18 protein-coding genes are annotated in these 21,183 nt (G+C 67.9%); 10 read left to right on the forward strand and 8 right to left on the reverse strand.

Translation table 11 applies throughout. The annotated features are described in order from the left end of the window. Window positions 1–3 precede the first annotated feature (3 nt). From ACTJKF_RS04005 to purU, 5 genes are all read left to right on the forward strand, one after another. Window positions 4–1,332 carry a hypothetical protein gene (locus ACTJKF_RS04005; RefSeq protein WP_440622274.1) on the forward strand — a complete coding sequence of 443 codons (1,329 nt, stop codon included), beginning with the start codon at window positions 4–6 and terminating at the stop codon, window positions 1,330–1,332. Window positions 1,333–1,438: 106 nt separating this feature from the next. Beyond that, complete coding sequence (locus ACTJKF_RS04010; RefSeq protein ID WP_440622275.1) at window positions 1,439–3,265, forward strand: NAD(P)/FAD-dependent oxidoreductase; 1,827 nt, start codon at window positions 1,439–1,441, stop codon at window positions 3,263–3,265. Between the two features lie 153 nt (window positions 3,266–3,418). Beyond that, window positions 3,419–5,056, forward strand: coding sequence for a gamma-glutamyltransferase (gene ggt, locus ACTJKF_RS04015; RefSeq protein ID WP_440622276.1), 1,638 nt, complete (start codon window positions 3,419–3,421; stop codon window positions 5,054–5,056). Between the two features lie 23 nt (window positions 5,057–5,079). Then, on the forward strand, window positions 5,080–6,195 hold the full coding sequence (locus tag ACTJKF_RS04020) for a PLP-dependent aminotransferase family protein (protein ID WP_440622277.1): 1,116 nt from the start codon (window positions 5,080–5,082) through the stop codon (window positions 6,193–6,195). Between the two features lie 81 nt (window positions 6,196–6,276). Further along, a complete protein-coding gene (gene purU / locus ACTJKF_RS04025; protein WP_440622278.1) occupies window positions 6,277–7,143 on the forward strand; it encodes a formyltetrahydrofolate deformylase in 867 nt (288 codons plus the stop codon). Between the two features lie 85 nt (window positions 7,144–7,228). Here purU and ACTJKF_RS04030 read toward each other — a convergent pair whose 3' ends face one another. Both ACTJKF_RS04030 and ACTJKF_RS04035 read right to left on the reverse strand, forming a co-directional pair. Next, window positions 7,229–8,305, reverse strand: a complete 1,077-nt coding sequence (locus ACTJKF_RS04030) for an NAD(P)H-dependent flavin oxidoreductase (RefSeq protein WP_440622432.1) — start codon at window positions 8,303–8,305, stop codon at window positions 7,229–7,231. Between the two features lie 68 nt (window positions 8,306–8,373). After that, a complete protein-coding gene (locus ACTJKF_RS04035; protein WP_440622279.1) occupies window positions 8,374–8,580 on the reverse strand; it encodes a hypothetical protein in 207 nt (68 codons plus the stop codon). Between the two features lie 32 nt (window positions 8,581–8,612). Between ACTJKF_RS04035 and ACTJKF_RS04040 the strand changes: the two genes are divergently transcribed. Then, window positions 8,613–9,026 (forward strand): hypothetical protein, encoded by a 414-nt coding sequence (locus ACTJKF_RS04040; RefSeq protein WP_440622280.1) that lies wholly within the window; start codon window positions 8,613–8,615, stop codon window positions 9,024–9,026. Between the two features lie 43 nt (window positions 9,027–9,069). Here ACTJKF_RS04040 and ACTJKF_RS04045 read toward each other — a convergent pair whose 3' ends face one another. Continuing rightward, window positions 9,070–9,936 (reverse strand): MOSC domain-containing protein, encoded by an 867-nt coding sequence (locus tag ACTJKF_RS04045; protein ID WP_440622281.1) that lies wholly within the window; start codon window positions 9,934–9,936, stop codon window positions 9,070–9,072. 218 nt (window positions 9,937–10,154) lie between these two features. Between ACTJKF_RS04045 and ACTJKF_RS04050 the strand changes: the two genes are divergently transcribed. The 4 genes from ACTJKF_RS04050 (at window position 10,155) to ACTJKF_RS04065 (ending at window position 15,540) form a co-directional block, all read left to right on the forward strand. Further along, window positions 10,155–10,721 carry a cysteine dioxygenase gene (locus ACTJKF_RS04050; RefSeq protein ID WP_440622282.1) on the forward strand — a complete coding sequence of 189 codons (567 nt, stop codon included), beginning with the start codon at window positions 10,155–10,157 and terminating at the stop codon, window positions 10,719–10,721. A gap of 121 nt (window positions 10,722–10,842) precedes the next feature. Continuing rightward, on the forward strand, window positions 10,843–12,468 hold the full coding sequence (locus ACTJKF_RS04055) for a rhodanese-related sulfurtransferase (protein ID WP_440622283.1): 1,626 nt from the start codon (window positions 10,843–10,845) through the stop codon (window positions 12,466–12,468). Between the two features lie 314 nt (window positions 12,469–12,782). Continuing rightward, window positions 12,783–13,847 (forward strand): phytoene/squalene synthase family protein, encoded by a 1,065-nt coding sequence (locus ACTJKF_RS04060; RefSeq protein ID WP_440622284.1) that lies wholly within the window; start codon window positions 12,783–12,785, stop codon window positions 13,845–13,847. A 496-nt stretch (window positions 13,848–14,343) separates the two neighbouring features. Continuing rightward, window positions 14,344–15,540 carry a porin gene (locus ACTJKF_RS04065; RefSeq protein WP_440622285.1) on the forward strand — a complete coding sequence of 399 codons (1,197 nt, stop codon included), beginning with the start codon at window positions 14,344–14,346 and terminating at the stop codon, window positions 15,538–15,540. A gap of 165 nt (window positions 15,541–15,705) precedes the next feature. On the opposite strand, the gene ACTJKF_RS04070 is transcribed toward ACTJKF_RS04065, so the two are convergent. From ACTJKF_RS04070 to ACTJKF_RS04090, 5 genes are read right to left on the reverse strand one after another with little or no spacing between them, the layout of a single operon-like run. Then, entirely contained in the window at window positions 15,706–17,202 is a 1,497-nt protein-coding gene (locus tag ACTJKF_RS04070; RefSeq protein WP_440622286.1) for an efflux transporter outer membrane subunit, read from the reverse strand. Between the two features lie 10 nt (window positions 17,203–17,212). Next, on the reverse strand, window positions 17,213–18,367 hold the full coding sequence (locus tag ACTJKF_RS04075) for an ABC transporter permease (RefSeq protein ID WP_440622287.1): 1,155 nt from the start codon (window positions 18,365–18,367) through the stop codon (window positions 17,213–17,215). Next, a complete protein-coding gene (locus ACTJKF_RS04080; RefSeq protein ID WP_440622288.1) occupies window positions 18,364–19,335 on the reverse strand; it encodes an ABC transporter ATP-binding protein in 972 nt (323 codons plus the stop codon). The genes ACTJKF_RS04075 and ACTJKF_RS04080 overlap by 4 nt, the downstream gene beginning before the upstream one ends. Next, window positions 19,332–20,294: an HlyD family secretion protein gene (locus ACTJKF_RS04085; RefSeq protein WP_440622289.1), complete on the reverse strand. Its 963-nt coding sequence runs from the start codon at window positions 20,292–20,294 to the stop codon at window positions 19,332–19,334. The genes ACTJKF_RS04080 and ACTJKF_RS04085 overlap by 4 nt, the downstream gene beginning before the upstream one ends. Continuing rightward, window positions 20,291–20,989, reverse strand: coding sequence for a TetR/AcrR family transcriptional regulator (locus tag ACTJKF_RS04090; protein WP_440622290.1), 699 nt, complete (start codon window positions 20,987–20,989; stop codon window positions 20,291–20,293). Before ACTJKF_RS04090 ends, ACTJKF_RS04085 begins: the two co-directional genes overlap by 4 nt. Window positions 20,990–21,183 lie beyond the last annotated feature (194 nt).

Raw genomic sequence — 21,183 nt, forward strand, 5'->3', positions numbered from 1 at the left:
AATATGTTGAATGGATGGAAGAATGCGAGCGCGCTGATGTTGAGCTCGATGCTGCTGCTGGCGGCAACGGCATATTCGGAGGCGCTGCCCAAGCTGGCGTCGAGCGTCGGTGTGATCGTCTGCGTTCCCCTTGCGATCCTGTGCCTGTCGAAGGAGAGCCGCAAGAAACAGACGCTCTGGTACGCGGTGGGCATCTTCGTGATCTGCATGCCGCTGCTCGCCAATTCGGTCGATGCGCCGCAGCTTCTGGCGGCGATGGGCCGGTTCTCGCCGGTGATGGCGCTGCTCGTTGGCGTGTCGTTGTTCAGGCACGGCCTGACGCGCTCGGGACTAGCCACGCTCGTCAGCCGCCGCTTGATCACACCGCCTGCCCGCGCGCAGAACTCGGTGAGGGTCGCTCTCGCGACGATGGCGCTCACGCTGTTCACGAGCCAGGGTGCGATCTCGATGATGGGCGCCGTCTGCGGGCCGCAGGTGAGGAACCGGCTCGGCATCGCGCAGATCACGATGCGTTCGCTGTGTGCGTCGATGTTCATTCTGCCGACGACGGTGGCATCGGCGTCGATCGCGGCGGCGATTCCACACCTGGATTCCGCCGCGGTGCTGATGCTCGGCCTGCCGCTCGCGCTGTTCGTCGTGGTGGGTGCGATGACGCCGCGTCTCGAAATAGACGACGGCCGCGGCAAGGCGCGCGAGGTCGACAAGCTCAAGCCGCTCGTGCTGGCAGCGATGGTGGCGTCGTTCGGCGTGATCTGCTACGTGATGACGAACAAGCTGACCTGGTCGTTTGCATTCGCGATGGTGTCCGGCTATGCGTTCGAGCTACTGGTGCTGTCCGGCAGCAAGGTGGGACCGGCGCTGGCGAAGGAAGTGCCGAAGAGCATCGACGGGGTCGCGCCTGAGCTGCTGCTGCTCGCGGCGTCGAGCTTGCTGATCTTCACGATCCAGCACGTCGATCTCGCCGCATACCTGCCGCAGGCCCTGCGCGCGCCGCTCGGCAATCCGTATGCGGTCGGCGTGCTGCTGATCGTCGCGCTGCCCGCGATCACGATGCTGGGTGTGCACCCGATGATCCTGTTCGGCATCTTCTTCCCGCTGGTGGATGCAACCGCGCTCGGGCCGACGTACGTGCAGTACCTCGCGTGGACGTCGATGTTCGTGATGTCGAACCTGCTGTCGCCCGTGTCGATCTGCTCGATCCTCGCGGCCACCAGCCTGCAGATGTCGAGCCGCGAGACCAGCTACGTGTCGAACTGGCGCTTCTGCACGCTCGGCATGGCGATTGCCTATGTCTACCTGATCGCGCTGCTGGCGATGAGCCCGTACGGCTGACGCCCGCGCGAGCGTTTCGGATGCCCGGTGTGCATCCATGACCATTACCGACCTTCCATCGGATACCACTATGAAGATATTGTTGCTAGATGTGTTGGATCAGCCGTTGCAGGACGTACTGCTTGCCGATAACGTGGTCTACCGCCCGGACCTGCTGCACAAGAGCCAGGACATGCTCGCGCGCACGCTCATCGAGGGCGGCGTCGACGCTCTGATCTCGAGCGATCCGGTTCCCCGCAAGGCGATCGACGAATGGGCCGCGGCGAGCGTGTCGCCGGTCTACGTTGTTCGCGTCGTGATCCCCGATCCGAATGCGCAGGATCTGCTCGACTACGCGCCGTCGGGCGAGATCGAGGCCGGCAACAGCCTGACCTTGCAGGTGGTCGGCAAGTCGCTCGGCGACGCCTACGTCAGCGCGTTCGAACTGCTCGAGGCACGCTGGGTCCGGCACGCGCTGCGCAGCCGTTTCGAGGGCGGCGAACCGGCGCAGCAGCCCTGCACGGTCGTCGGCAGCACGAAGGTCCTACTAGTCGGTGCGGGGCTCGTCAATCTAGTGACGGGGTACCGGCTGCAGCAGGAAGGTTATACGGTGCACTTCGTCGATGCGCGCCCGGAGCCCGGCGCGGCCCATCCGTGGACGGCTTACGGATGCAGCCATGGCGGCGACGACGCGCGGATGTTCACGCTGTCGGAGATGGACAACTACAACGACCGGCAGGTCTCGCTGACGATGAACAACCTGTTCCGGCGCCGCGTAACGGAGTTCGGCTGGAACGTCCACTGGAAGGAGACGCCGTCCGCCAACGAGCTGCGCTGGGTCAGGGAGTTCGAGGGCATTCCGGTCTGGCTGGCCGACAAGTACAACGACGACATCTTCACGCTGTCGCGCGCGAGCCACCCGAAATGGACGCGCTGGATCGACGAGGATCAGGACCTGTTCACTGCCGCGCTGATGCGCCAGGGCATCCTGCGGCTGTATTCGGACAAGACCCAGTTCGCGGCCGCAGTGCGGCGCCAGAATCGCATCGGCGCCACCGTGCAGGTGCTGACGCCGCAGGAGGTCGCGCAGCAGCATCCGGCGCTCGCCGATGCGGTGCGCGACGGCCATGTCGCGGGGGGCGTACACGTGGTCGGCTTCACGGTCAACTCGCACAAATTCGTGCGCAAGCTGCTACAGCGCTTGCGTGCGGGCGGCGCAGAGTTCACCTGGGAATGCGCGGCACAGAGCTTGGAGAGGGATGCGCACAAGCGGGTGTGCGGCGTGCGGATCGATGGTGACGTGCTCGAAGCCGACCACTACGTGCTATCGCCCGGCGTGTACGGCGACACGCTGCTGAGCGGCACCGAGACGAAGGGCAAGATCCATGGCGTGCTCGGCGCGTGGCTGCGGATCCCGAACCTCGAGCCGGATCTGCGCCATTCGCTGAAGCTGACTCGCAAGGGGCACATCACCGAGGACGCGAACATCACCGTCGCGACGGACGAGCGCGGCCGGCCGATCCTCGTGATCGGATCGGGATACGGCCACACCGGCGTCGATCCGCGCAACATCGATCTCGTGCAACTCCAGCAGATCTACCAGGGGCTCGTCGACACGGCCGCCAAGTACTTCCCCGCGTCGTACCGCGCGGCTAACGAGGCGGGCAATCTGCAGGACAGCTTCAAGTACTGCGTGCGGCCGTGGACCTCGTCGGGTCTCGGCGTGTTCGAGATCCTGCCGGGCGCACGGGGCGGCCGCTGCGTGATCACGGGCGGGCACAACACCGGCGGATTCGCGCAGGCGCCCGAGATTGCGCAGGCGGTGTTCGACGCCGTCGAGCGCCGCGATCATCCGATGCATTTCGTCTACCACCCGAACAGGCCCGGTGTGTTTCTCGGCGCCGCTGCGCCGCAGCCGCAGGCGGCCGTGTACCCGGAAGCCACGCTCGGCTGACGGGCGGGGCGCGCGGTCGGCCCGTGCGCCGCTTCATTCACTTCACCAGACCAGAACTGTTAGACCATGAAGATTTCCAACGAAAAACCGATCCGACGCGAAAGCGAACAGGACGTCCGGGCACGCGAGGCGACCGAGGAATCGCAGCGGGTCATGCGGAAAATGAAGCAGGAGACCGGCGGGCGGATTCCGCAGGCGCTGAAGGCGGGCGCCGTGGCCGCGCCGGACGTATATAGCGCGAACGAGGCCGAGGCAGTGCTGGCGGAAGGCGGCAACGCGATCGACGCCGCGGTCGCGGCGGCGTTTGTGCTGTCCGTCACCTATCCGGAAGCGGGCAACATCGGCGGCGGTGGCTTCATGAACATCCACTACGATGGCTCGCCGTACTTCCTCGACTATCGCGAATGCGCGCCGGCAAACGCGCGGCGCGACATGTACCTGGACGAAGCCGGCGAGGTCGTGCCGGGCATGTGCGTGATCGGCCGCCACTCGGTCGCCGTGCCGGGCACCGTGCGCGGGCTATGGGACGCGCACAGCCGGTTCGGCACCTTGCCGTGGCGGCAACTGGTGGCGCCCGCGATCCGCTACGCGAAGCAGGGCTTCATCGTGCATCGTCAACTGATCGAGCGCCGCGACGTCATGCTGGCCGATTTCGAGGGCAGGACGAACTTCACGCGGTTCTTCGGCGCGATGGAGGAGGGCGGGGTGTTCCGCCAGCCGGAGCTCGGCGGTACGCTCGAGCGAATCGCGCGTTTCGGTGTCGACGAGTTTTACCTCGGCGCGACGGCGGAACTGCTGTTCAGACAGTTGTCCGATCTCGACGCGCCGATCACCAAGGACGACTTGCGTCATTACTGCACGATCTGGCGCAAGCCGCTCGTCGCGCACTGGAACGGCTACGAGGTCGTGACCGCGCCGCCGCCCAGCTCGGGCGGGATCGGGCTGCTGCAGCTGCTGAAGATGAAGGACGCGCTGGGCGCCGCGTTCGCGGGCGTCGAGCACAACTCGACGCAGTACATCCACCTCGTCGCGGAAATGTCGAAGCGGGTGTTCGCGGATCGCGCCGAATACCTGGGCGATCCGGCCTTTCAGGACATGCCGGTCGACGCGCTGCTGGCGCCTGCCTACATCAGCCGCCGCACGGCCGAGGTCGATCTCGCGGTGCCGACGCGGGTGGACGCGGTGCAGCCAGGGCTGGAGGAGAGCGAGGAGACGACCCACTTCTCGATCATCGACAAGTTCGGCAACGCGGTGTCTAACACCTACACGCTGAATTCGAAGTTCGGCAGCGGCGTCGTGGTCGAGGGCGCGGGCTTCCTGCTGAACAACAACATGGACGACTTCTCCGCGAAACCGGGCGCGACCAACCGGTTCGGCCTAGTGGGCGCCGACGCGAACGCGATCGCGCCGGGCAAGCGCATGCTGTCGTCGATGACGCCCACGATCCTGACGAAGGACGGCCGGGTGTCGCTCGTGATCGGTACGCCGGGCGGGTCGCGGATCTTCGGATCGATCTTCCAGGTGATCAACAACGTGTATGCGTTCGACATGCCGCTCGCGAAGGCCGTCGCGAAGATGCGGGTCCATCATCAGCTGCTGCCCGTCGATACCGTGTACTGGGAGCCTTACGCGCCGATCGAAGGCGTGCTCGCCGACGAACTCGTCGCACGCGGCTACAACCTTCAGTCGCGCTTCACGAACGGCGACATCCAGGTGATCCGAGTCGACCGCGACACGCCGGAAGCCGCATCCGATCCGCGTGCGCGCGGCACGGTTCGCCTCGTCAACTAACCCGCTTGTGGACAGGATTCCTCATGAAAACCATCGATTTATCGCGCGGTGTTCCCGATCCGCTGTCGTTCCCGGTCGATTCGCTGCGCGCGATGGCGGCGAGCGCGCTCGCGCGCGACGCCGGCCGGATGTTGCAGTACGGGCCTGCCTTGGGCTATCCGCCGCTGCGCGAGTTCATCGCGTCGTGGTACGGCAGCGCGATGTCGAACGTGCTAGTCGGCCACGGCTCGCTTGAACTGTTCAATTTCATCTGCGACGCGTACCTGCAACCGGGCGACGTCGTGTTCGTCGAGCGCCCGACCTATGATCGCGCGATCACGACCATGCGGCAGCACAGCGTCAAGATCGTCGGCATCGACGTCGGCGCCGACGGTATCAGCATCGAGGCGTTCGAGCGCGAGCTGAAACGCCACCAGCCGAAGCTCGTCTATCTCATTCCTGACTTCCAGAACCCGACCGGCGTATGCATGAGTGTCGACGCGCGGCGCGCGATGGTCCGCTGTGCGCGCGAATACCGGTTCCTGCTTGTCGAGGACGGACCTTACGGCTCTCTCCGCTATCGTGGCACGCCGCTGCCGTCGCTGCGCAGCATGGCGCCGGACCTGACGCTGCACCTGAGTTCGTTTACGAAGCTGATCAGCCCGGGTGTCCGCACCGGGTTTTTGGTCGCACCCGAGGACGTCGTGAAGCGTGTCGCGAGCGTGGCGGAGCGGCACTACATCACGCCAAGCTTCTTCGCGCAGGGCATCGTCGCGGCATGGTGCGAGGACGGCCGCCTGCCGCCGCAGCTCGATTCGCTGAAACAGCTTTACGGGCCACGGCTCGACACTTGCGTGCGGGCGATCGAGCGCTATCTGCCCGGGCGGCTGTTCGTGCGCCCGGATGGCGGCTTCTTCGCGTCGCTGCGGCTCGGCGCGCGCATCGATGAGCAGTCGCTTCAGGCGGCGGCACGCGAGGCGGGGCTCGTGCTGTCGTCGGGGAACGCGTTCTTCGACGAGGATCCAGGCTACCGGTTCCTGCGCATACCGTTCTGCGCGCTGGACGCCGCCGACATCTCCGAGGGCGTGCGCCGCCTTGGCGACGTGGTGGACCACCTGAACACGGCGACGCGCAGCGGCAAAGCGCATGCCACGATCTGACGAGGAGGAGACGTCGTGTTGACACAAAGCGAAGCCCCTTTGTCCGATGGAGGGGCAGCGACGGTCGAGCCCGCAAGAGTCGTGAGCGCCGAATACGTGCTGGCCGCGTCTTGCCCGCCGCAGCGCGGGATGATTCATCGCGTGTCGAGCCTGCTCGCGGAACTGGGCGGCCATGTGCTGGATTCGACGCAGTACAGCGACCCGTCGTCGCAACGATTGTTCATGCGGATCGTATTCGCGGTGGACAATGGCGGCGCGACCGAGATGGCACTGCGTGCGGGCATCGGCCGGTTCGATCGCGGGGCGAACCTGGAGTGGCAGCTGTTCGCCGCGCGGCAGCGTCCCCGCGTGTTGCTGATGGCATCGAAGCTCGGCCATTGCGTGAACGACCTGCTGTTTCGCCACGCGAGCGGCACGCTGCCGGTCGACGTGTGCGGCGTCGTGTCGAATCACCGCGACCTCGCGCGGCTCGTCGACGGTTATAACTTGCCGTTCCATCATTTCCCGCTGCCGGCGCACGCGTCGGCCGACGAGCGCGCGGCGCAGGAGCGGGGCATTCTCGCGCTGGTCGCCGCGCACGACATCGAGCTGGTGGTGCTTGCGCGCTACATGCAGATCCTGTCAGCTGGGTTTTGCGATGCGCTGAATGGACGCATCATCAACATCCATCACTCGTTCCTGCCGAGTTTCAGGGGCGCGCAGCCGTACGGCCAGGCACACGCGCGCGGCGTCAAGCTGATCGGTGCGACCGCGCACTTCGTGACACCCGATCTCGACGAGGGGCCGATCATCGAGCAGGACGTTGCGCGGATAGATCACACGATGTCGCCGGAGGTGCTCGCGACGATCGGTGGGGATGCGGAGTGCGTGGTGCTGGCGCGGGCGGTGAAGTGGTTCGCGGAGCGCCGGGTCCTGCTGAACGGCAACAAGACGGTGGTGTTCCGGTAATCGGAGAAGCGGGCCATGAACGAGGCATGGCCCCGCGAAGGGGCCGTGCGTCGTTCGACGTTGCGATGTGATGCGGGCGCGGGGTTCAGCCGAATATTGTCGCGGTTTCGTCCGCAAGCGCACGCACCAACGCCGCGGCCGGGATGCCGTCGTCGCGCCGGCGGCTTAGGCCCGCTGCCTGACCGGCCCACATCGAGATTAAGCCGGTGCGGTTCTCGGCGCCTGCCGCCTTGCGGATCTCGGCGGTCAGCGCGTTCTGGATCGGATACGCGGGCACGTGCTCCTCGAACTCGGCCATGCGGAGGATGTAGTCGTTGACGATGCCGCGCGCTGGGCGCCCGGTGAAGGTGCGGCTTGTGCGCGTCGACGTGTCGGTCGATTCGCGGATGTGCGCCTTCCACTCAGGATGGATCGGCGATTCTGCGCTGGTCAGGAAGGCCGTGCCGAGTTGCGCGGCCTGCGCACCGAGCGTCAGGGCGGCGGCGATGCCGCGGCCGTCCATGATGCCGCCCGCGGCAATCACCGGCAGCGACACGGCGTCGACGATCTGCGGCACGAGCGCGAGCGTGCCGATCATGCTGGCGTCGGGATGGCCGAGGAAGGTGCCGCGATGCCCGCCGGCCTCGGCGCCCTGCGCGCAGATGATGTCCGCGCCGTTGGCTTCCCACGCGCGTGCTTCGGCGACGCTGGTGGCGGTGCCGATGACGAGGCTGCCTGCTTCGTGCAGGCGCTGGACCGACGGCACGTCGAGCAGGCCGAACGTGAAGCTTGCCACCGGCACTTTCAGTTCGATGAGCGTCTCGAGCTGCTGCCGGAAATCCTCGCAATATCGTTCAAGCGGTTGCCCTTGCGCGAGGCCGAGCTCGGCGCGGATTGGCTGCAGCCGGTCGAGCGCGTCGCGGATCTCGTCGTCGCCCGGCGCAGGCGTGTCGAGCACGAACAGGTTGATCGCGAACGGCTTCGAGGTGCCGGCGCAGATTTGCCGTGCCTGCGAGCGGATCGCGTCGGGGCCGAGGCCGGCCGCGGCGAGCGAGCCAAGGCCGCCGGCGTTGGACACTGCGACGACCATCTCGGGTGTCGAGCCGCCGTTCATCGGACCTTGCACGATCGGCAGGGTGATCCCGAGCCGTTGGGTGAGCGGAGTGGAAAGCGAGCGTGGCATGGAGTGTTCCTCGGAAATGGACAAAGAAGGCGTGGGCGGTGGATACATGCTCCGACGGCGCGCCGCCATCAGAGCCGGCCGGGCGTGTCGTCGCGCAGCCTTTGTTTCCGGCGGCGCTCGGCGGCGCGCTGGTCGGCCTGGTACAGGAGCAGCAGGAACTTGTAGAAAAACGAACACGCGACCACGACGATGCCGAAGGTAATAAGGATGCTGTCCAGCACGAAGGCGTCTCCTTGGTCGTTGGCGCGGGGCGCGATGCCGGTGGGTTGGAACATGCGCATGATATGAATTTTATTGAGCGCATGGGATGAAAAATAGAGATGCGAGGGTTTCTCTAAAAGAGAACGGCAGGCGCCCCGGCGCTCACCGCTTCGGACGGGACGTGCCCGATCACGCCGACAGGCTCGCGCGGTTTGGCGCCGCCGCGCCCGGCAATGCGCATGCCGTTGATGTTCGCGATCAGGAACTCGGCGGCCACGTCGCCTTCGCACTGCGCATCACGGACGCGGCCTGCGATTACGGCGATCAGGCTTTATGCCAGCACCGCATGGATCTCCGCGAGCTCAGGACGGACGTGCGGTATTCGTTGATCGAAATCGTGCCAAGGCAAGGCTGGGCGGCTGTCTCGACGGCGCGGCGAAGCAACGCGTCGATACCCTCGATCGCGCGTGCGCCGCTGCGGAGCGCGTCGAAGTGCGCAGCGCATTCGCCCATCCCGTAGCGGCGCAGGGCCGACAGGTCAGGCAGGCTGCATGGCGGGTCGATCAGTCGCCGAAGCCGAGCTCCGCTTCGACGGCCTGCCCGACCTCGAGCCACGCGCCCGCGCCTTCGACGACGATCGCATTGATGCCGAACGTCAGCGCGTCTTCGTAGTTCGGGTTCGCGCGATAAGTCTGCATCGTGTCGGTCGGCTCGTGCGGCCATGCCGGGTTCGGTGCGCCGGTCACCTGGTCGATCGTCGGCATCGGGCAGCGCGTGCACAGCTTCACGAGACGCAGCCGCACCGGCGTCGCGCCTTCGGCGTCGAGGTGTTCGACGAAATCCTCTTCATACGCATCGAGATCCGACACGACGATGTTCGGGCGGAAGCGGTTCATCGGAATCGCCGGTGCGCCTTTCGCGGCGAGCTTCGCGTTCAGGTCGTCGAGCGACGACTGGCCGATCACGAGCAGCGGATAGCCGTCGGCGAACTGCGTATGCGTGTCGATGTCGCCGGTCCATTTGCGGTTGCAGCCGCGGCGCGCGTCGGCGCCGAAGCGGGCGAGCTTCAGCGGCATGCCGAGGAATTCGGTGAGCCACGCGGCTGTTGCGGTGCCGGTGTCGATCGCATCGACGGTATCGCGCCAGACGGTTGCGGCCATCTTCGGCGTGGCGGGTGTCGCATCGCCGTCGAGCGGCGTGCGCAGCTCGGGCATGCCGGGCGCGTTCAGCACGAGCGCATCGCTGTCGAGCGCGGTGCGGATCAGCGCGAGACGCGGGTGCGTGCGCTGCGTGATCATCATCCCGTCCGGGGTGGTGATCAGCCAGTGGCGATCGTATGCGAGGCCCGTTTCGAGCAGTTGCGCGCGCGACAGCGCGATGCCGGCGCAGGATTTGACCGGATAGACGAAGAGTTCGGAGATGGCTGGCATGACGCTGGCTGACACACGCAGGGATGATCGAATCGCGATTGTGCCAGATCGTGCGAAAACCATTCGGGCGGTTGCGTGCCGACGGACACGCCACGCGGCCGGTCGCGTGTCATGCCGTGCCGGTACGGCATCGCTACGCTTCATGTTTGTTCAGCACGCGCTTTCGGGTGCATCATGACGATCCATCCTATTCGGCGTCATATTCGAGGAGGCAGCCGATGAGTACGCTTTCGTTGCAGCAGACGCCGCTGCGCCCGTTCGTCGACGGGCTGGGCGTGCTGCTCGCGTCCGGCGCGAACGAGGCGCGCATTCTCGACGAGGGCGGCGCGCTGCTCGCGGCACTGGTCGCGCACGACGACTGGCTGCCCGACGCGTTCGCGCAGCCGGACCCGGAGCGCTACCGTCAATACCTGCTGCATCTCGATCCCGACGAGCGGTTTTCCGTCGTCAGTTTCGTGTGGGGGCCGGGCCAGACGACGCCGATCCACAATCACACGGTGTGGGGGCTGATCGGGATGCTGCGCGGCGGCGAGTTGTCGCAGCCGTACGGGCTCGACGCGACCGGCAAGCCGGTGCCGTCGGGCGACGCGGTGCGGCTGCGGCCGGGCGAGGTCGAGGCCGTGTCGCCGCGCATCGGAGACGTGCATCGCGTGACCAACGCGTTCGCGGACCAGGTGTCGATCAGCATCCACGTGTACGGCGCGAACATCGGCAAGGTCGAGCGCGCGGTGTTCCTCGACGATGGCACCGTGAAGCCGTTCGTGTCCGGTTATTCGAACGCATGAGCGAGCAGGTGATCCCGCCTGCCGGCCACGCCCCGTTGCGAGCGCCCGTCCGCAGGCTCGAGATGCAGCCGTTTCCCGCGGGCTTGCTTCCCCGACTTCAACAGAATCCGACAGAGACATCGTGACGCAATCCGCTGATTCCACTTCCCGTTTCCCCGTCGCGTCGTACCAGGAGGTACGCGCGCGCCTGCTGGCCCGCAACGAGCTCGCGTTGATCGACGTGCGCGAGGAGGATCCTTACGCGCAAGGCCATCCGCTGTGGGCCGCCAACTTTCCGCTGTCGAAGCTCGAGCTCGACGCGTGGACACGCATTCCGCGCCGCGACACGCCGATCGTCGTGTTCGGCGAGGCCTGCGGCGAGGATCTCGCACTGCGCGCGGCCGCGAAGCTCGCGCAGCTCGGCTATACCGACGTGCGGCTGCTCGACGGCGGCCTCGCGGGCTGGCGCGCCGCGGCCGGCGAACTGTTCATCGACGTGAACGTGCCGAGCAAGTCGTTCGGCGAGTGGGTCGAGGCCGAGCGCCATACGCCGTCGCTGTCCGCGCAGGAAGTGCAGGCGCTGATCGACGCGAAGGCCGACGTCGTGATCGTCGACGCGCGCCGCTTCGACGAATACCGGACGATGAACATCCCGACGTCGACGAGCGTGCCGGGCGCGGAACTCGTGCTGCGCGTGCGCGCGCTCGCACCGAACCCGGCGACGCAGGTGGTGGTGAATTGCGCGGGCCGCACCCGCAGCATCATCGGTACGCAGTCGCTGATCAACGCCGGGCTGCCGAACCCGGTTGCCGCGTTGCGCAACGGCACGATCGGCTGGACGCTCGCCGGTCAGACGCTCGAGCGCGGCGCCGCGCGCCGTTTTCCGGACGAGATCGACGCGCAGCAGCGCGCCGACGCGCGTCATGCCGCGCGTGCGGTGGCCGAGCGTGCCGGCGTGCCGCGAATCGCGCTCGCCGACGTCGCCGCGCTCGACGAACCGGGCCGCACGCTGTACCGCTTCGACGTGCGCACGCCGGAGGAATACGAGGCCGGCCATCTGCCGGGTTTCCTGAGCACGCCGGGCGGCCAGCTCGTGCAGGAGACCGACCACCATGCGGCCGTGCGGGGCGCGCGGATCGTGCTGGCCGACGACGACGGCGTGCGCGCGGACATGAGCGCGTCGTGGCTCGCACAGATGGGCTGGGACGTGCGCGTGGTCGAGCCGGCCGGCGTGGCGGCGTTCACCGAGCGCGGCCAGCCGCCGCGCGACATGCCGGCGACGCCACCGGCGGCCGACGTGTCGCCCGCGACGCTCGCGGGCTGGCTGAAGGAGGCAGCGGCGGGCGAGATCGCGATCGTCGACGTGACGACCAGCGCGAACTACGTGAAGCGCCATATCCCCGGCGCGTGGTTCGCCGTGCGCGCGCAGCTGCGCGACGCGCTCGCCGCGATTCCGCCGGCGCGGAGCTATGTCTTCACATGCGGATCGAGCCTGCTCGCGCGTTTCGCGGCGGATGACGCGCGTGCGTTGCTGCCGGCTGACGCGGCAATCTCGGTGCTGACGGGCGGGACGGCCGCGTGGATCGACGCGGGGCTGCCGCTCGAACACGGCGAGACGCACCTCGCGTCGCCGCGCGTCGATCGCTATCGGCGTCCGTATGAAGGCACCGACAACGCGGCGGCGGCGATGCAGGCGTATCTCGACTGGGAGTACGGGCTGGTCGACCAGTTGAAGCGGGATGGCACGCATCACTTCAGCGTGATCTGATCGCTTCGCGGCAACCGGCAACCGGCAACCGGCACGGCATGTGCGGCGGCCATTACATATGTATTACTTTCGCCTTTCCGTTGTATTTGCTTCGCGGAAAGCGCCGGACAGCCGGAAAGCCCGGCAGCGAGTCGCGCGCATTCCGCCCGTCGCCGGGAGCCGGCGCGCCGGATGCACTAAACTTGCGGGACTTTTGCATCGCCGCGCCGGGCCGACGCCCGCCCGCGCATGGCGATGCGGCGACTCGCGGGCCGGCGCGGGCGTCCGGCGCAGATGTGCGTCCGGGGCCTGCGCCGGCCGATTTTTACCGACCCATGACGACTCATATCGATTCCGCCTACCTGCTCGGCGACCTGCTGAAGAACGTTTCCCGCTCCTTCTACCTGACGCTGCGCGTGCTGCCCGACGGCATGCGCGATCCGGTCGGCCTGGCCTACCTGCTCGCACGCGCGGCCGACACGATCGCCGACACGGCACTCGTCGCGCCCGATCGCCGCGCGGCGCTGCTGACCGACCTGCGCGACGAGATCGAGCGGCTCGGCGACGGCGCGGCGCTGTCGCGCTCGCTCGAGGATGTGACGCGGATGCAGACGGATTCGCACGAGCACGTGCTGCTCGGCGCGATGGAGCCGATGCTCGCGCTGCTGCGCGCGCAGCCGGACGCGGACCGCGCATCGATCCGCAAGGTCGTCGCGACGCTGACGTCGGGGATGGAGTTCGACCTGCGCACGTTCCCCGACGAGCAGTCGGGCCAGCTCGCGTCGCTGCCGACCCGCGATGCGCTCGATCGCTATACGTATCTGGTCGCCGGCTGCGTCGGCGAATTCTGGACCGACATGACCGGCGCGCACACGCGGGCCGCACGCGGCTGGGACTTGCCGGACATGCGCGAGAAGGGCATCCGCTTCGGCAAGGCGCTGCAGATGACCAACATCCTGCGCGACTGCGCGAAGGACCTGCGGATCGGCCGCTGCTATCTGCCGGACGACGTGCTGGCCGCGCACCGGATCGGCGTCGCCGACCTGACGTCGGCCGATGCGTCGGCGCGCGCACGCGGCATGCTGGTCGACCTGCTGCGCGTGACGCTCGATCAATATCGCGACGCGTGCCAGTACACGCTGGCGATTCCGCGCCGCTTCGTGCGGCTGCGGCTCGCGTGCCTGTGGCCGATCATGATCGGCCTCGAAACGCTCGAACTGCTGGCCGGCCACGACGCATGGCTCGACCCGGCCCGGCCGGCGAAGGTGCCGCGCAAGCGGATCTACCGGATCATGGCGTCGTCGCTCGCGCTCGTCGGCTCGAACGCGGCGATCCGTGCGCGGATGTACGCGCTGGTCGACGCGGTGAACGCACGAATCGCACCGCCCGCCGCGCGCTGAATCGCACGCGACGCAGCCGGCGCGACAGGCGCGACAGGCGCCGGCTTCCCGCCTTGCCTCCCGGTCCGCGTCCGCGGTCGGATTCCGTCTGATTTTCCCCACACCGGCTGAAACGTTTTCACGATTTCGTTTTGCGAAACGTGGGTGTCATGAAGGTCGGCGATCCTGCGCGGCGTGAATCGCGGCGTTGGCCGCGGTCGCGCATTCGTAGGAGGGTTCCTGCCGAAGGCGTCTGACAACATCGGACGGTCTCGATGCACCAGTAAAAATGTAAAGCTAGGGTTTTCACCGGGGAATGCCGGAGAGGCCCGCCGCGTAAGCGTTTTCAGGTGTTGTGTAACCGTTTGGTGAACCCGTGCGTTGCGTCGATCATACGATGACCGACTGTGCGTATTGGGAAACAATTGGTAATCCGTCAGAATCGCACCGGCATGTACTCGCACATGTGCATAAAACCACACCAGAAAAGAAATCATTCTTTGAGGACGGAGAATCAATGAAAAAGCGCGTCGCTTTCGCCATGACGGCAGTCGGTCTCGCAGCCGCTACCGCAGCCCACGCCCAGAGCAGCGTGACCCTGTACGGGATCGTCGATAACGCCATCGCTTGGCAGAACAACTCGTCGGCAACCGGCGCGACCACCGGTGGTCACTCGAAGGTGCAGATGGCTACCGGCATCTGGGCAGGCAGCCGCTTCGGTCTGAAGGGCAGCGAAGACCTCGGCGGCGGCACGAAGGCGATTTTCCAATTGGAAGCCGGCTTCAACGCGAACAACGGCACGTCGCAATGGGCGAACGGCATCTTCACGCGTCAGGCGTGGGTTGGCCTGACCAACCAGACGTACGGTACGCTGACGGCCGGCCGCCAGTACACCGCGTACTACACGCTGCTGTCGCCGTATAGCCCGACGACCTGGCTGACCGGTTACTACGGCGCACACCCGGGCGATATCGACTCGCTGGACACCAGCTACCGCGCGAACAACTCGCTCGTCTACATGTCGCCGAAGTTCTACGGCTTCACGGTCGGCGGTTCGTACTCGCTCGGCGGCGTGGCAGGCAGCTTCAACCGCGGCTCGACCTGGAGCGCGGCGATCCAGTACCTGAACGGCCCGGCAGGCATCGCGGTCGGCTTCCAGAAGGTCAACAACTCGACGCTCGGCGGCGGCGTGTGGGGCGACAACTCGACGGTCACGAGCGGCGGCCAGCCGGCCGTGTCGTCGATCAACAGCGGCTACCAGACGGCGCAAACGCAGCAGCGCCTCGGTGTGACGGCCGGCTACCAGTTCACGCCGGCATGGGACGTGTCCGTGTCGTACACGAACGTCCAGTACGTCCCGGGCGTCGGTTCGGCGTTCCGCAACACGGCGATCTTCAACACGGCGGGCGCCGTGCTGCACTGGAAGGCAGCGCCGCAGTGGGACTTCGCGGCAGGCTACTCGTACACGGCGGCAACGCAGTCGAACGGCATCTCGAGCGCAGCCAAGTACCACCAGTTCACGCTGTCGCAGTACTACAGCCTGTCGAAGCGCACGGGCCTGTATGCAGTCGAGGCTTACCAGCACGCGACCGGCAACACGCTGAACAAGGCTGGCGGCATCCAGACGGCAACGACGTCGATCGGCGACGGCGTGGGCGCAGGTTCGAAGCAGAACCAGATCGCTGCAGGCGTCGGCCTGATCCACCGCTTCTGATGTCGCGCGGCGCGCGAGCGCCGCTCACGGCATGCGGTATGAAAAAACCGGCCTTCGGGCCGGTTTTTTCATGGATGGCATGCTTTGCATTCCTGATGGACGACTGTCGCGGTTCGTCGCCGGTGGACAACGGACGGCGCCGGTGTTCCGGCGCCGTCTCATCCCTCACTCGGCGGAATCGTCCGTCCAGGTCCCCGCGAGCGCCTGGAACAGCGCCGCCGTGTCGGTCAGCCGGTCGGCCTGGGCGCGCGTGCGGTCGAGCGCGGCCTGCAATGCCTGCCGCTGCGCGTCGAGCAACGCGAACGTGCTGATCCCGCCTGCCGCATAGCGGTCGCCGGCAATCGCGTTGCCGGCCGCCGCTTCGCGCGCGGCCGTGTCGCGCGCCGCCAGTTCCGCCGCATCGTGTTCGACCGCGCGCATCGCGTCGGCGACCTGCTGGAGCGCCAGCAGCACCGTTTCCCGATAGCTGGCGAACGCGGCGTCGTACGCGGCTTCGGCCGCGCGCTTCCTGGCGCGCAGCTCGCCGCCGTGAAACAGCGGCTGTGTCAGGCCGAGGCCGACGTTCCACACATTGAGCCCGCTCACGATGTCCGCGATCCGCGTGCGTTCCGAACCGATTCCCGCCGACACCGAAAAGCGCGGATACAGGTTCGCGGTCGCCACCCCGACGTTCGCGCTCGCCTGATGCAGCACGGCTTCCGCCGCGCGGATGTCGGGCCGTTCGCGTGCGAGCGTGGACGGCAGCGCGACCGGCACCGTGTGTGGCAGCGCGAGCGTGTCGAGCGTGAGATCGGGCAGCGCGGCGTCGGACGGCGCCGTGCCGAGCAGGATCGCGAGCCGGTGGCCGGCCTGCGCGAAGCGAGCGGCGAGCGGCGGCAGCGAAGCTTGCGTCTGCGCGAGCAGCGCGCGTTGCGCATGCACGTCGGCCTGCGACACGCCGCCTGCCGCGAACCGCGCTTCGACGATGCGCAACTGGCGCGCCTGCGCATCGACGAGCTGCCGCGTGAGCGCGATCTGCCGCGCGAGCGACGCGCGCAGGATCGCGGTCGCGACGACGTTGCCCGCGAGCGTCAGGCGCGCGGCATCGAGCGTGTACGCCTGATAGTCGACCTGGGCGCGCAGCGCTTCGAGCGCGCGTCGGTTGCCGCCGAACACGTCGAGTACGTACGACACGCTCACCGACGCGTCATACAGCGTGAACGGCCCGGGGCCCGGCACGTTGGCGGGCAACCCGAAGGCGGCGATGTCGACCTGCTCGCGCGTGGCGGACAGGTTCGCGTCGACGCGCGGCAGCATCGTCGCGCCGGCTTCGGCCGCATGGTTCTGCCGCGCTTCGTCGAGCCGCGCGCGCGCCTCGGCGAGCGTCGGGCTGTTGTGCCATGCGGTATCGACGAGGCGGTTCAGCGGCGCTGAATCGAACCGGGTCCACCAGCGTTGCAGCGTGTGCGCGGCCGGCGCGAACGTCTGCGCGCCGTCGGCCGCGGCGGTCGTCGCGGCGGCTTCGTCGCGCGTATAGCGCTGCGTGGCCGGCGCGTCGGGCACGCGGAAATCCGGGCCGACCGCGCAGCCGCCGACGAGCAGCGCAACGGCTGCCAGCGCGCTGCGGCCGATGAAGCGAGCGGCATGGGCGGTGCGCAACGGATGGCGCGAAGCCGGCTTCATCGCGCGGCCCCTAATCGAGCGTGCGCCGGTAGAAGCGCAGCGCGACGCCCATCACGACGACGGTGAACAGCGCGACGGGCCATACGGACGGCCACAGGTCGGCCCAGCCGTTGCCTTTCAGCAGGATGCCGCGCACGAGGCGGTTGAAGTAGGTGAGCGGCAGCAGGTTGCCGATGAACTGCGCCCACTTCGGCATCCCCGCGAACGGGAACATGAAGCCCGACAGCAGGATGTTCGGCAGGAAGTAGAACACCGCGAGCTGCATCGCCTGCAACTGGTTCTGCGCGAGCGACGACAGCGTGATGCCGACCGTCAGGTTCGCGGCGATGAAGAGCAGCGCGGACAGGTAGATCGCGGCCACGCCGCCGACGAACGGCACCTCGAACACGTACCGCGCGGCGGCGAGAATGATCGACACCTGGATCAGCCCGATGAACACGTACGGGACGATCTTGCCCGTCATCACCTCGAGCGGCCGCACGGGGGTCGCGAGCAGGTTTTCCATCGTGCCGCGCTCGCGTTCGCGGGTGATCGCGAGGCCCGTCATCATCACCATCGTCATCGTCAGGATCACGCCCATCAGGCCCGGCACGACGTTGTACTGCGTGATGCCTTCGGGGTTGTACAGGCGGTGCAGCACGACGTCGAACGCGGCCGGGCGACCGTTCAGGTGCGCGAGCGGGCCCGTCAGGTCCTTGTCCGCGACGGGCTGCACGAGACCCGGCAGCGCGCCGATCGCCGACGCGGTCGCGACGGGGTCGGTCGCGTCCGCCTCGACGAGCAGCGACGGATGTTCGCCGCGCAGCAGCCGCTTCGAGAAATCGGCCGGCACGCTCAGCACGAACTGCACGTCGCCGCGCGCGAGCGCATGCCGGCCGGCCGCTTCGTCCGGCAGCGCCGCGACGATGTCGAAGTACGCGGAATTGCGCATCGCGGCGATGAAGCTGCGTGCGAAGGGGCTCGAATCGGCGACGATCACCGCGGTCGGCAGGTGCTTCGGATCGGTATTGATCGCGAAGCCGAACAGCGCGAGCTGGATGATCGGCACGCCGACGATCATCGCGAACGTCACGCGATCGCGGCGCAGCTGCAGGAATTCCTTCAGCACGATGCTCCACCAGCGCGCGACCGAGAACGATTCGCGCAGGCCCGTCCACGCGTTCATGACGACGCTCCGCCGGGCGGCCCGGATGCCCGGCCCATCATGTAGATGAAGACATCTTCGAGCCCGGTGTCGATCGGCGCGACCTGCAGCGATGCGCGAGCGTCCGTCCGCGCGCCGGCCTGCGCCGCGACCTGCGCGAGCGTTGCGTCGAGCAGCGCCCGATCGCGGCCGCTCACGTGCAGCGCGGAGCCGAACACGACGGTCTGGTCGACCCCCGGCATCGTGCGCAGTTGCGCGGAGAGGTCGGCCAGGTGCCCGCCCGTGATCGTGCGGGTCGACAGGTGCTGCGACGCGACGATCTCCGCCGACGTGCCCTGTGCGAGCAGTGCGCCGGACGCGATGTACGCGAGCTTGTGGCAGCGCTCGGCTTCGTCCATGTAGTGCGTGCTGACGAGCACCGAGATTCCTTGCGCGGCCAGCCGGTGCAGCTCTTCCCAGAAGTCGCGGCGCGCGGCCGGATCGACGCCGGCGGTCGGTTCGTCGAGCAGCAGCAGTTCCGGCTCGTGCAGCATGCACGCGGCGAGCGCGAGGCGCTGTTTCCAGCCGCCGGACAGCGCGCCGGTGAGCTGGTCCGCACGGCTCGCGAGGCCGAGCCCGTCGAGCGCGCGCGCGACGGCCGCGCGGCGATCGGGCATCCCGTACACGCGCGCGACGAAATCGAGGTTCTCGCGGATCGACAGGTCTTCCCAGTACGAGAAGCGCTGCGTCATGTAGCCGACGCGCCGCTTGATCTGCGCGCTGTCGCGCACGATGTCGTAGCCGAGGCAGGTGCCGCTGCCCGAGTCGGGCGTCAGCAGGCCGCACATCATCCGGATCGAGGTGGTCTTGCCGCTGCCGTTCGGCCCGAGAAAGCCGAAGATTTCGCCGCGCGCGACGCGCAGCGATACGTCCTTCACGACGTGCTTGTCGCCGAACCGCTTGTTCAGGCGGTCGACATCGATCGCGTAAGCAGCGGGCGGCACGTTCATCTCACCCTCACGGCGACGGGCTGGCCTGGCTGCAGCTTCGGCGCGTCGGCGAGCGCCGGGCGCGCCTCGACCATGAACACGAGCTTGGTCCGGCTCTCGTTGCTGTAGATCACGGGCGGCGTGTACTCGGCCTCGCGCGACACGTAGGTGATGCGCGCGGGCACGTCGGCCGCGCAGCCGTCGCAGTGGATCGCGATCGTGCGCCCAGGGGCGAGCGACGCAATGGCCACCTCCGGCACGAAGAAGCGCACCTTCAGGTTCTGCGGCGGCAGCATCTGCACGACCGGATTGCCGGCCGGCACCCATTCGCCGACGCGGTACAGCGTGTCGTACACGCGCCCGGCGGCGGGTGCGGCGACGCGCTTCTGGTCGAGCTTCCATTGCGCTTCGGCCACGGCCGCCTGCGCGGCGTCGACCTGCGCGGCCTGGGCCGCGACCTGCTGCGCGCGGCCCGGCAAACGGGCGACATCGACCTGGTTCTGCAACTCGCGCATCTGCGCGGCGGTGGTCTGCGCGGACGTGCGCGTATCGTCGAGCTGCTGCCGCGACACGCCGCCGGCCGCGTACTGGCGTTCGTCGCGCGCGAGTTGCGCGGCGGCCCGGGCGGCCTGGGCGGTGGCCTGCGCGAGCTGGGCACGCGTGACCGCGACCTCCGGCGGGCGCTTGCCGGTCTGCAGGTCGGCAAGCTGCGCGCGCGCGGCCGCGAGCTGCTGCTGCGCCTGCTGCAGCGCGGCCGTTTCGCTGACGGCTTCGAGCGCGAACACCGGCGTGCCGGCCGCGACGGCCTGGCCGCGTTCGACCGACAGCTGGGTCAGCGTGCCCGCTTGCGACGACGACAGGTACACGAATTCGCCCTCGACATAGCCCTGGTAGGTCGTGCCGGTGTCTGACTGCCGGCCGCAACCGGCGAGCAGCGCGGTGGCGGCCAGCGCGAGCGGCAGCGCGCGAGCCGTGCTCACGACGGACTCCGTGGCACGCGCGAGCGCGCATCCGGCGCGATGGTGGGCGGCTGCAGGCCGGCGTCGAGCAGCGTGCGGACGTGGCGATGCAGCACGTCGCGATCGATCGGCGGCAGGCCGCGCGCGCTTTGCCACAGCTTCGCGGTCGCGAGCGGCAGCATGACCAGCGCGATGATCGAATGGAACAGGAAGGCGGGTTCGAGCGACGGGTTCAGCGTGCCGGCCTGCTGCGCGGCGCGGATGCGTTCGGCGAAACGCCCGACATGTTCGAGCGGAATGCGGCGGACCATCCGCTCGCGCAGCAGGCCGCCTTCGTGAACGATCTCGCGCAGCCAGATCGACGGCAGCCAGGGCATCCGATGCGTGACGTCGAAGAACCGGTCGACGAGCTCGGCGACGAGCGCGAACGGATCGTTTTCGATCTGCGGCGCGGTCGGTCGCCACACGAACGCGATGACCTGCGCGAGCCGCTCCTCGACGATCGCGTCGAGCAGTTGCTCGCGATTCGTGAAGTAGTAGTGGACCATCGCCGACGTGACGCCGGCAGCGGCGGCGATCTGCGCGACGGTCGTCGCGGCGATGCCGCGCTCGGCGAACAGCTGGATCGCGACGTCGAGCATGTGATCGCGCAGGTCGAAGTCCTCCACCGACGGGCGGCGCCCGCGCGGCCTGGCGACGGTGGATTTCGCGTTCATGCAGACGACGTTAATTGATGAGTTAGTTAATTTCAAGGAAGGGTTTTCGCGCGCGCCGTCGCGATCGGGCGTGCGCCGAATGGCGGTGCGGACGAGCGGGGCGGTCGAGCGGCGGAGGGCCGTGCGCGGGTGGCGGCGTGTAGGGAGCGGCTAATGAGGAAGCGGCGGAGGGGAACCCATCGAAACCGGTGAGG

Origin of the sequence: Burkholderia sp. 22313 (assembly GCF_052045245.1) — a bacterium.
In the GTDB taxonomy this organism is placed as follows: domain Bacteria; phylum Pseudomonadota; class Gammaproteobacteria; order Burkholderiales; family Burkholderiaceae; genus Burkholderia.

What these genes read in the sequence shown, in the direction of transcription:
- ACTJKF_RS04005 (WP_440622274.1), top strand. Translation starts at nt 4, where the DNA reads ATGTTGAATGGATGGAAGAATGCGAGCGCGCTGATGTTGAGCTCGATG.
- ggt (WP_440622276.1), top strand. Translation starts at nt 3,419, where the DNA reads ATGCGGAAAATGAAGCAGGAGACCGGCGGGCGGATTCCGCAGGCGCTG.
- ACTJKF_RS04020 (WP_440622277.1), top strand. Translation starts at nt 5,080, where the DNA reads ATGAAAACCATCGATTTATCGCGCGGTGTTCCCGATCCGCTGTCGTTC.
- ACTJKF_RS04030 (WP_440622432.1), bottom strand. Translation starts at nt 8,305, where the DNA reads ATGCCACGCTCGCTTTCCACTCCGCTCACCCAACGGCTCGGGATCACC.
- ACTJKF_RS04035 (WP_440622279.1), bottom strand. Translation starts at nt 8,580, where the DNA reads ATGTTCCAACCCACCGGCATCGCGCCCCGCGCCAACGACCAAGGAGAC.
- ACTJKF_RS04040 (WP_440622280.1), top strand. Translation starts at nt 8,613, where the DNA reads ATGAAAAATAGAGATGCGAGGGTTTCTCTAAAAGAGAACGGCAGGCGC.
- ACTJKF_RS04045 (WP_440622281.1), bottom strand. Translation starts at nt 9,936, where the DNA reads ATGCCAGCCATCTCCGAACTCTTCGTCTATCCGGTCAAATCCTGCGCC.
- ACTJKF_RS04050 (WP_440622282.1), top strand. Translation starts at nt 10,155, where the DNA reads ATGAGTACGCTTTCGTTGCAGCAGACGCCGCTGCGCCCGTTCGTCGAC.
- ACTJKF_RS04060 (WP_440622284.1), top strand. Translation starts at nt 12,783, where the DNA reads ATGACGACTCATATCGATTCCGCCTACCTGCTCGGCGACCTGCTGAAG.
- ACTJKF_RS04065 (WP_440622285.1), top strand. Translation starts at nt 14,344, where the DNA reads ATGAAAAAGCGCGTCGCTTTCGCCATGACGGCAGTCGGTCTCGCAGCC.
- ACTJKF_RS04070 (WP_440622286.1), bottom strand. Translation starts at nt 17,202, where the DNA reads ATGAAGCCGGCTTCGCGCCATCCGTTGCGCACCGCCCATGCCGCTCGC.
- ACTJKF_RS04075 (WP_440622287.1), bottom strand. Translation starts at nt 18,367, where the DNA reads ATGAACGCGTGGACGGGCCTGCGCGAATCGTTCTCGGTCGCGCGCTGG.
- ACTJKF_RS04080 (WP_440622288.1), bottom strand. Translation starts at nt 19,335, where the DNA reads ATGAACGTGCCGCCCGCTGCTTACGCGATCGATGTCGACCGCCTGAAC.
- ACTJKF_RS04090 (WP_440622290.1), bottom strand. Translation starts at nt 20,989, where the DNA reads ATGAACGCGAAATCCACCGTCGCCAGGCCGCGCGGGCGCCGCCCGTCG.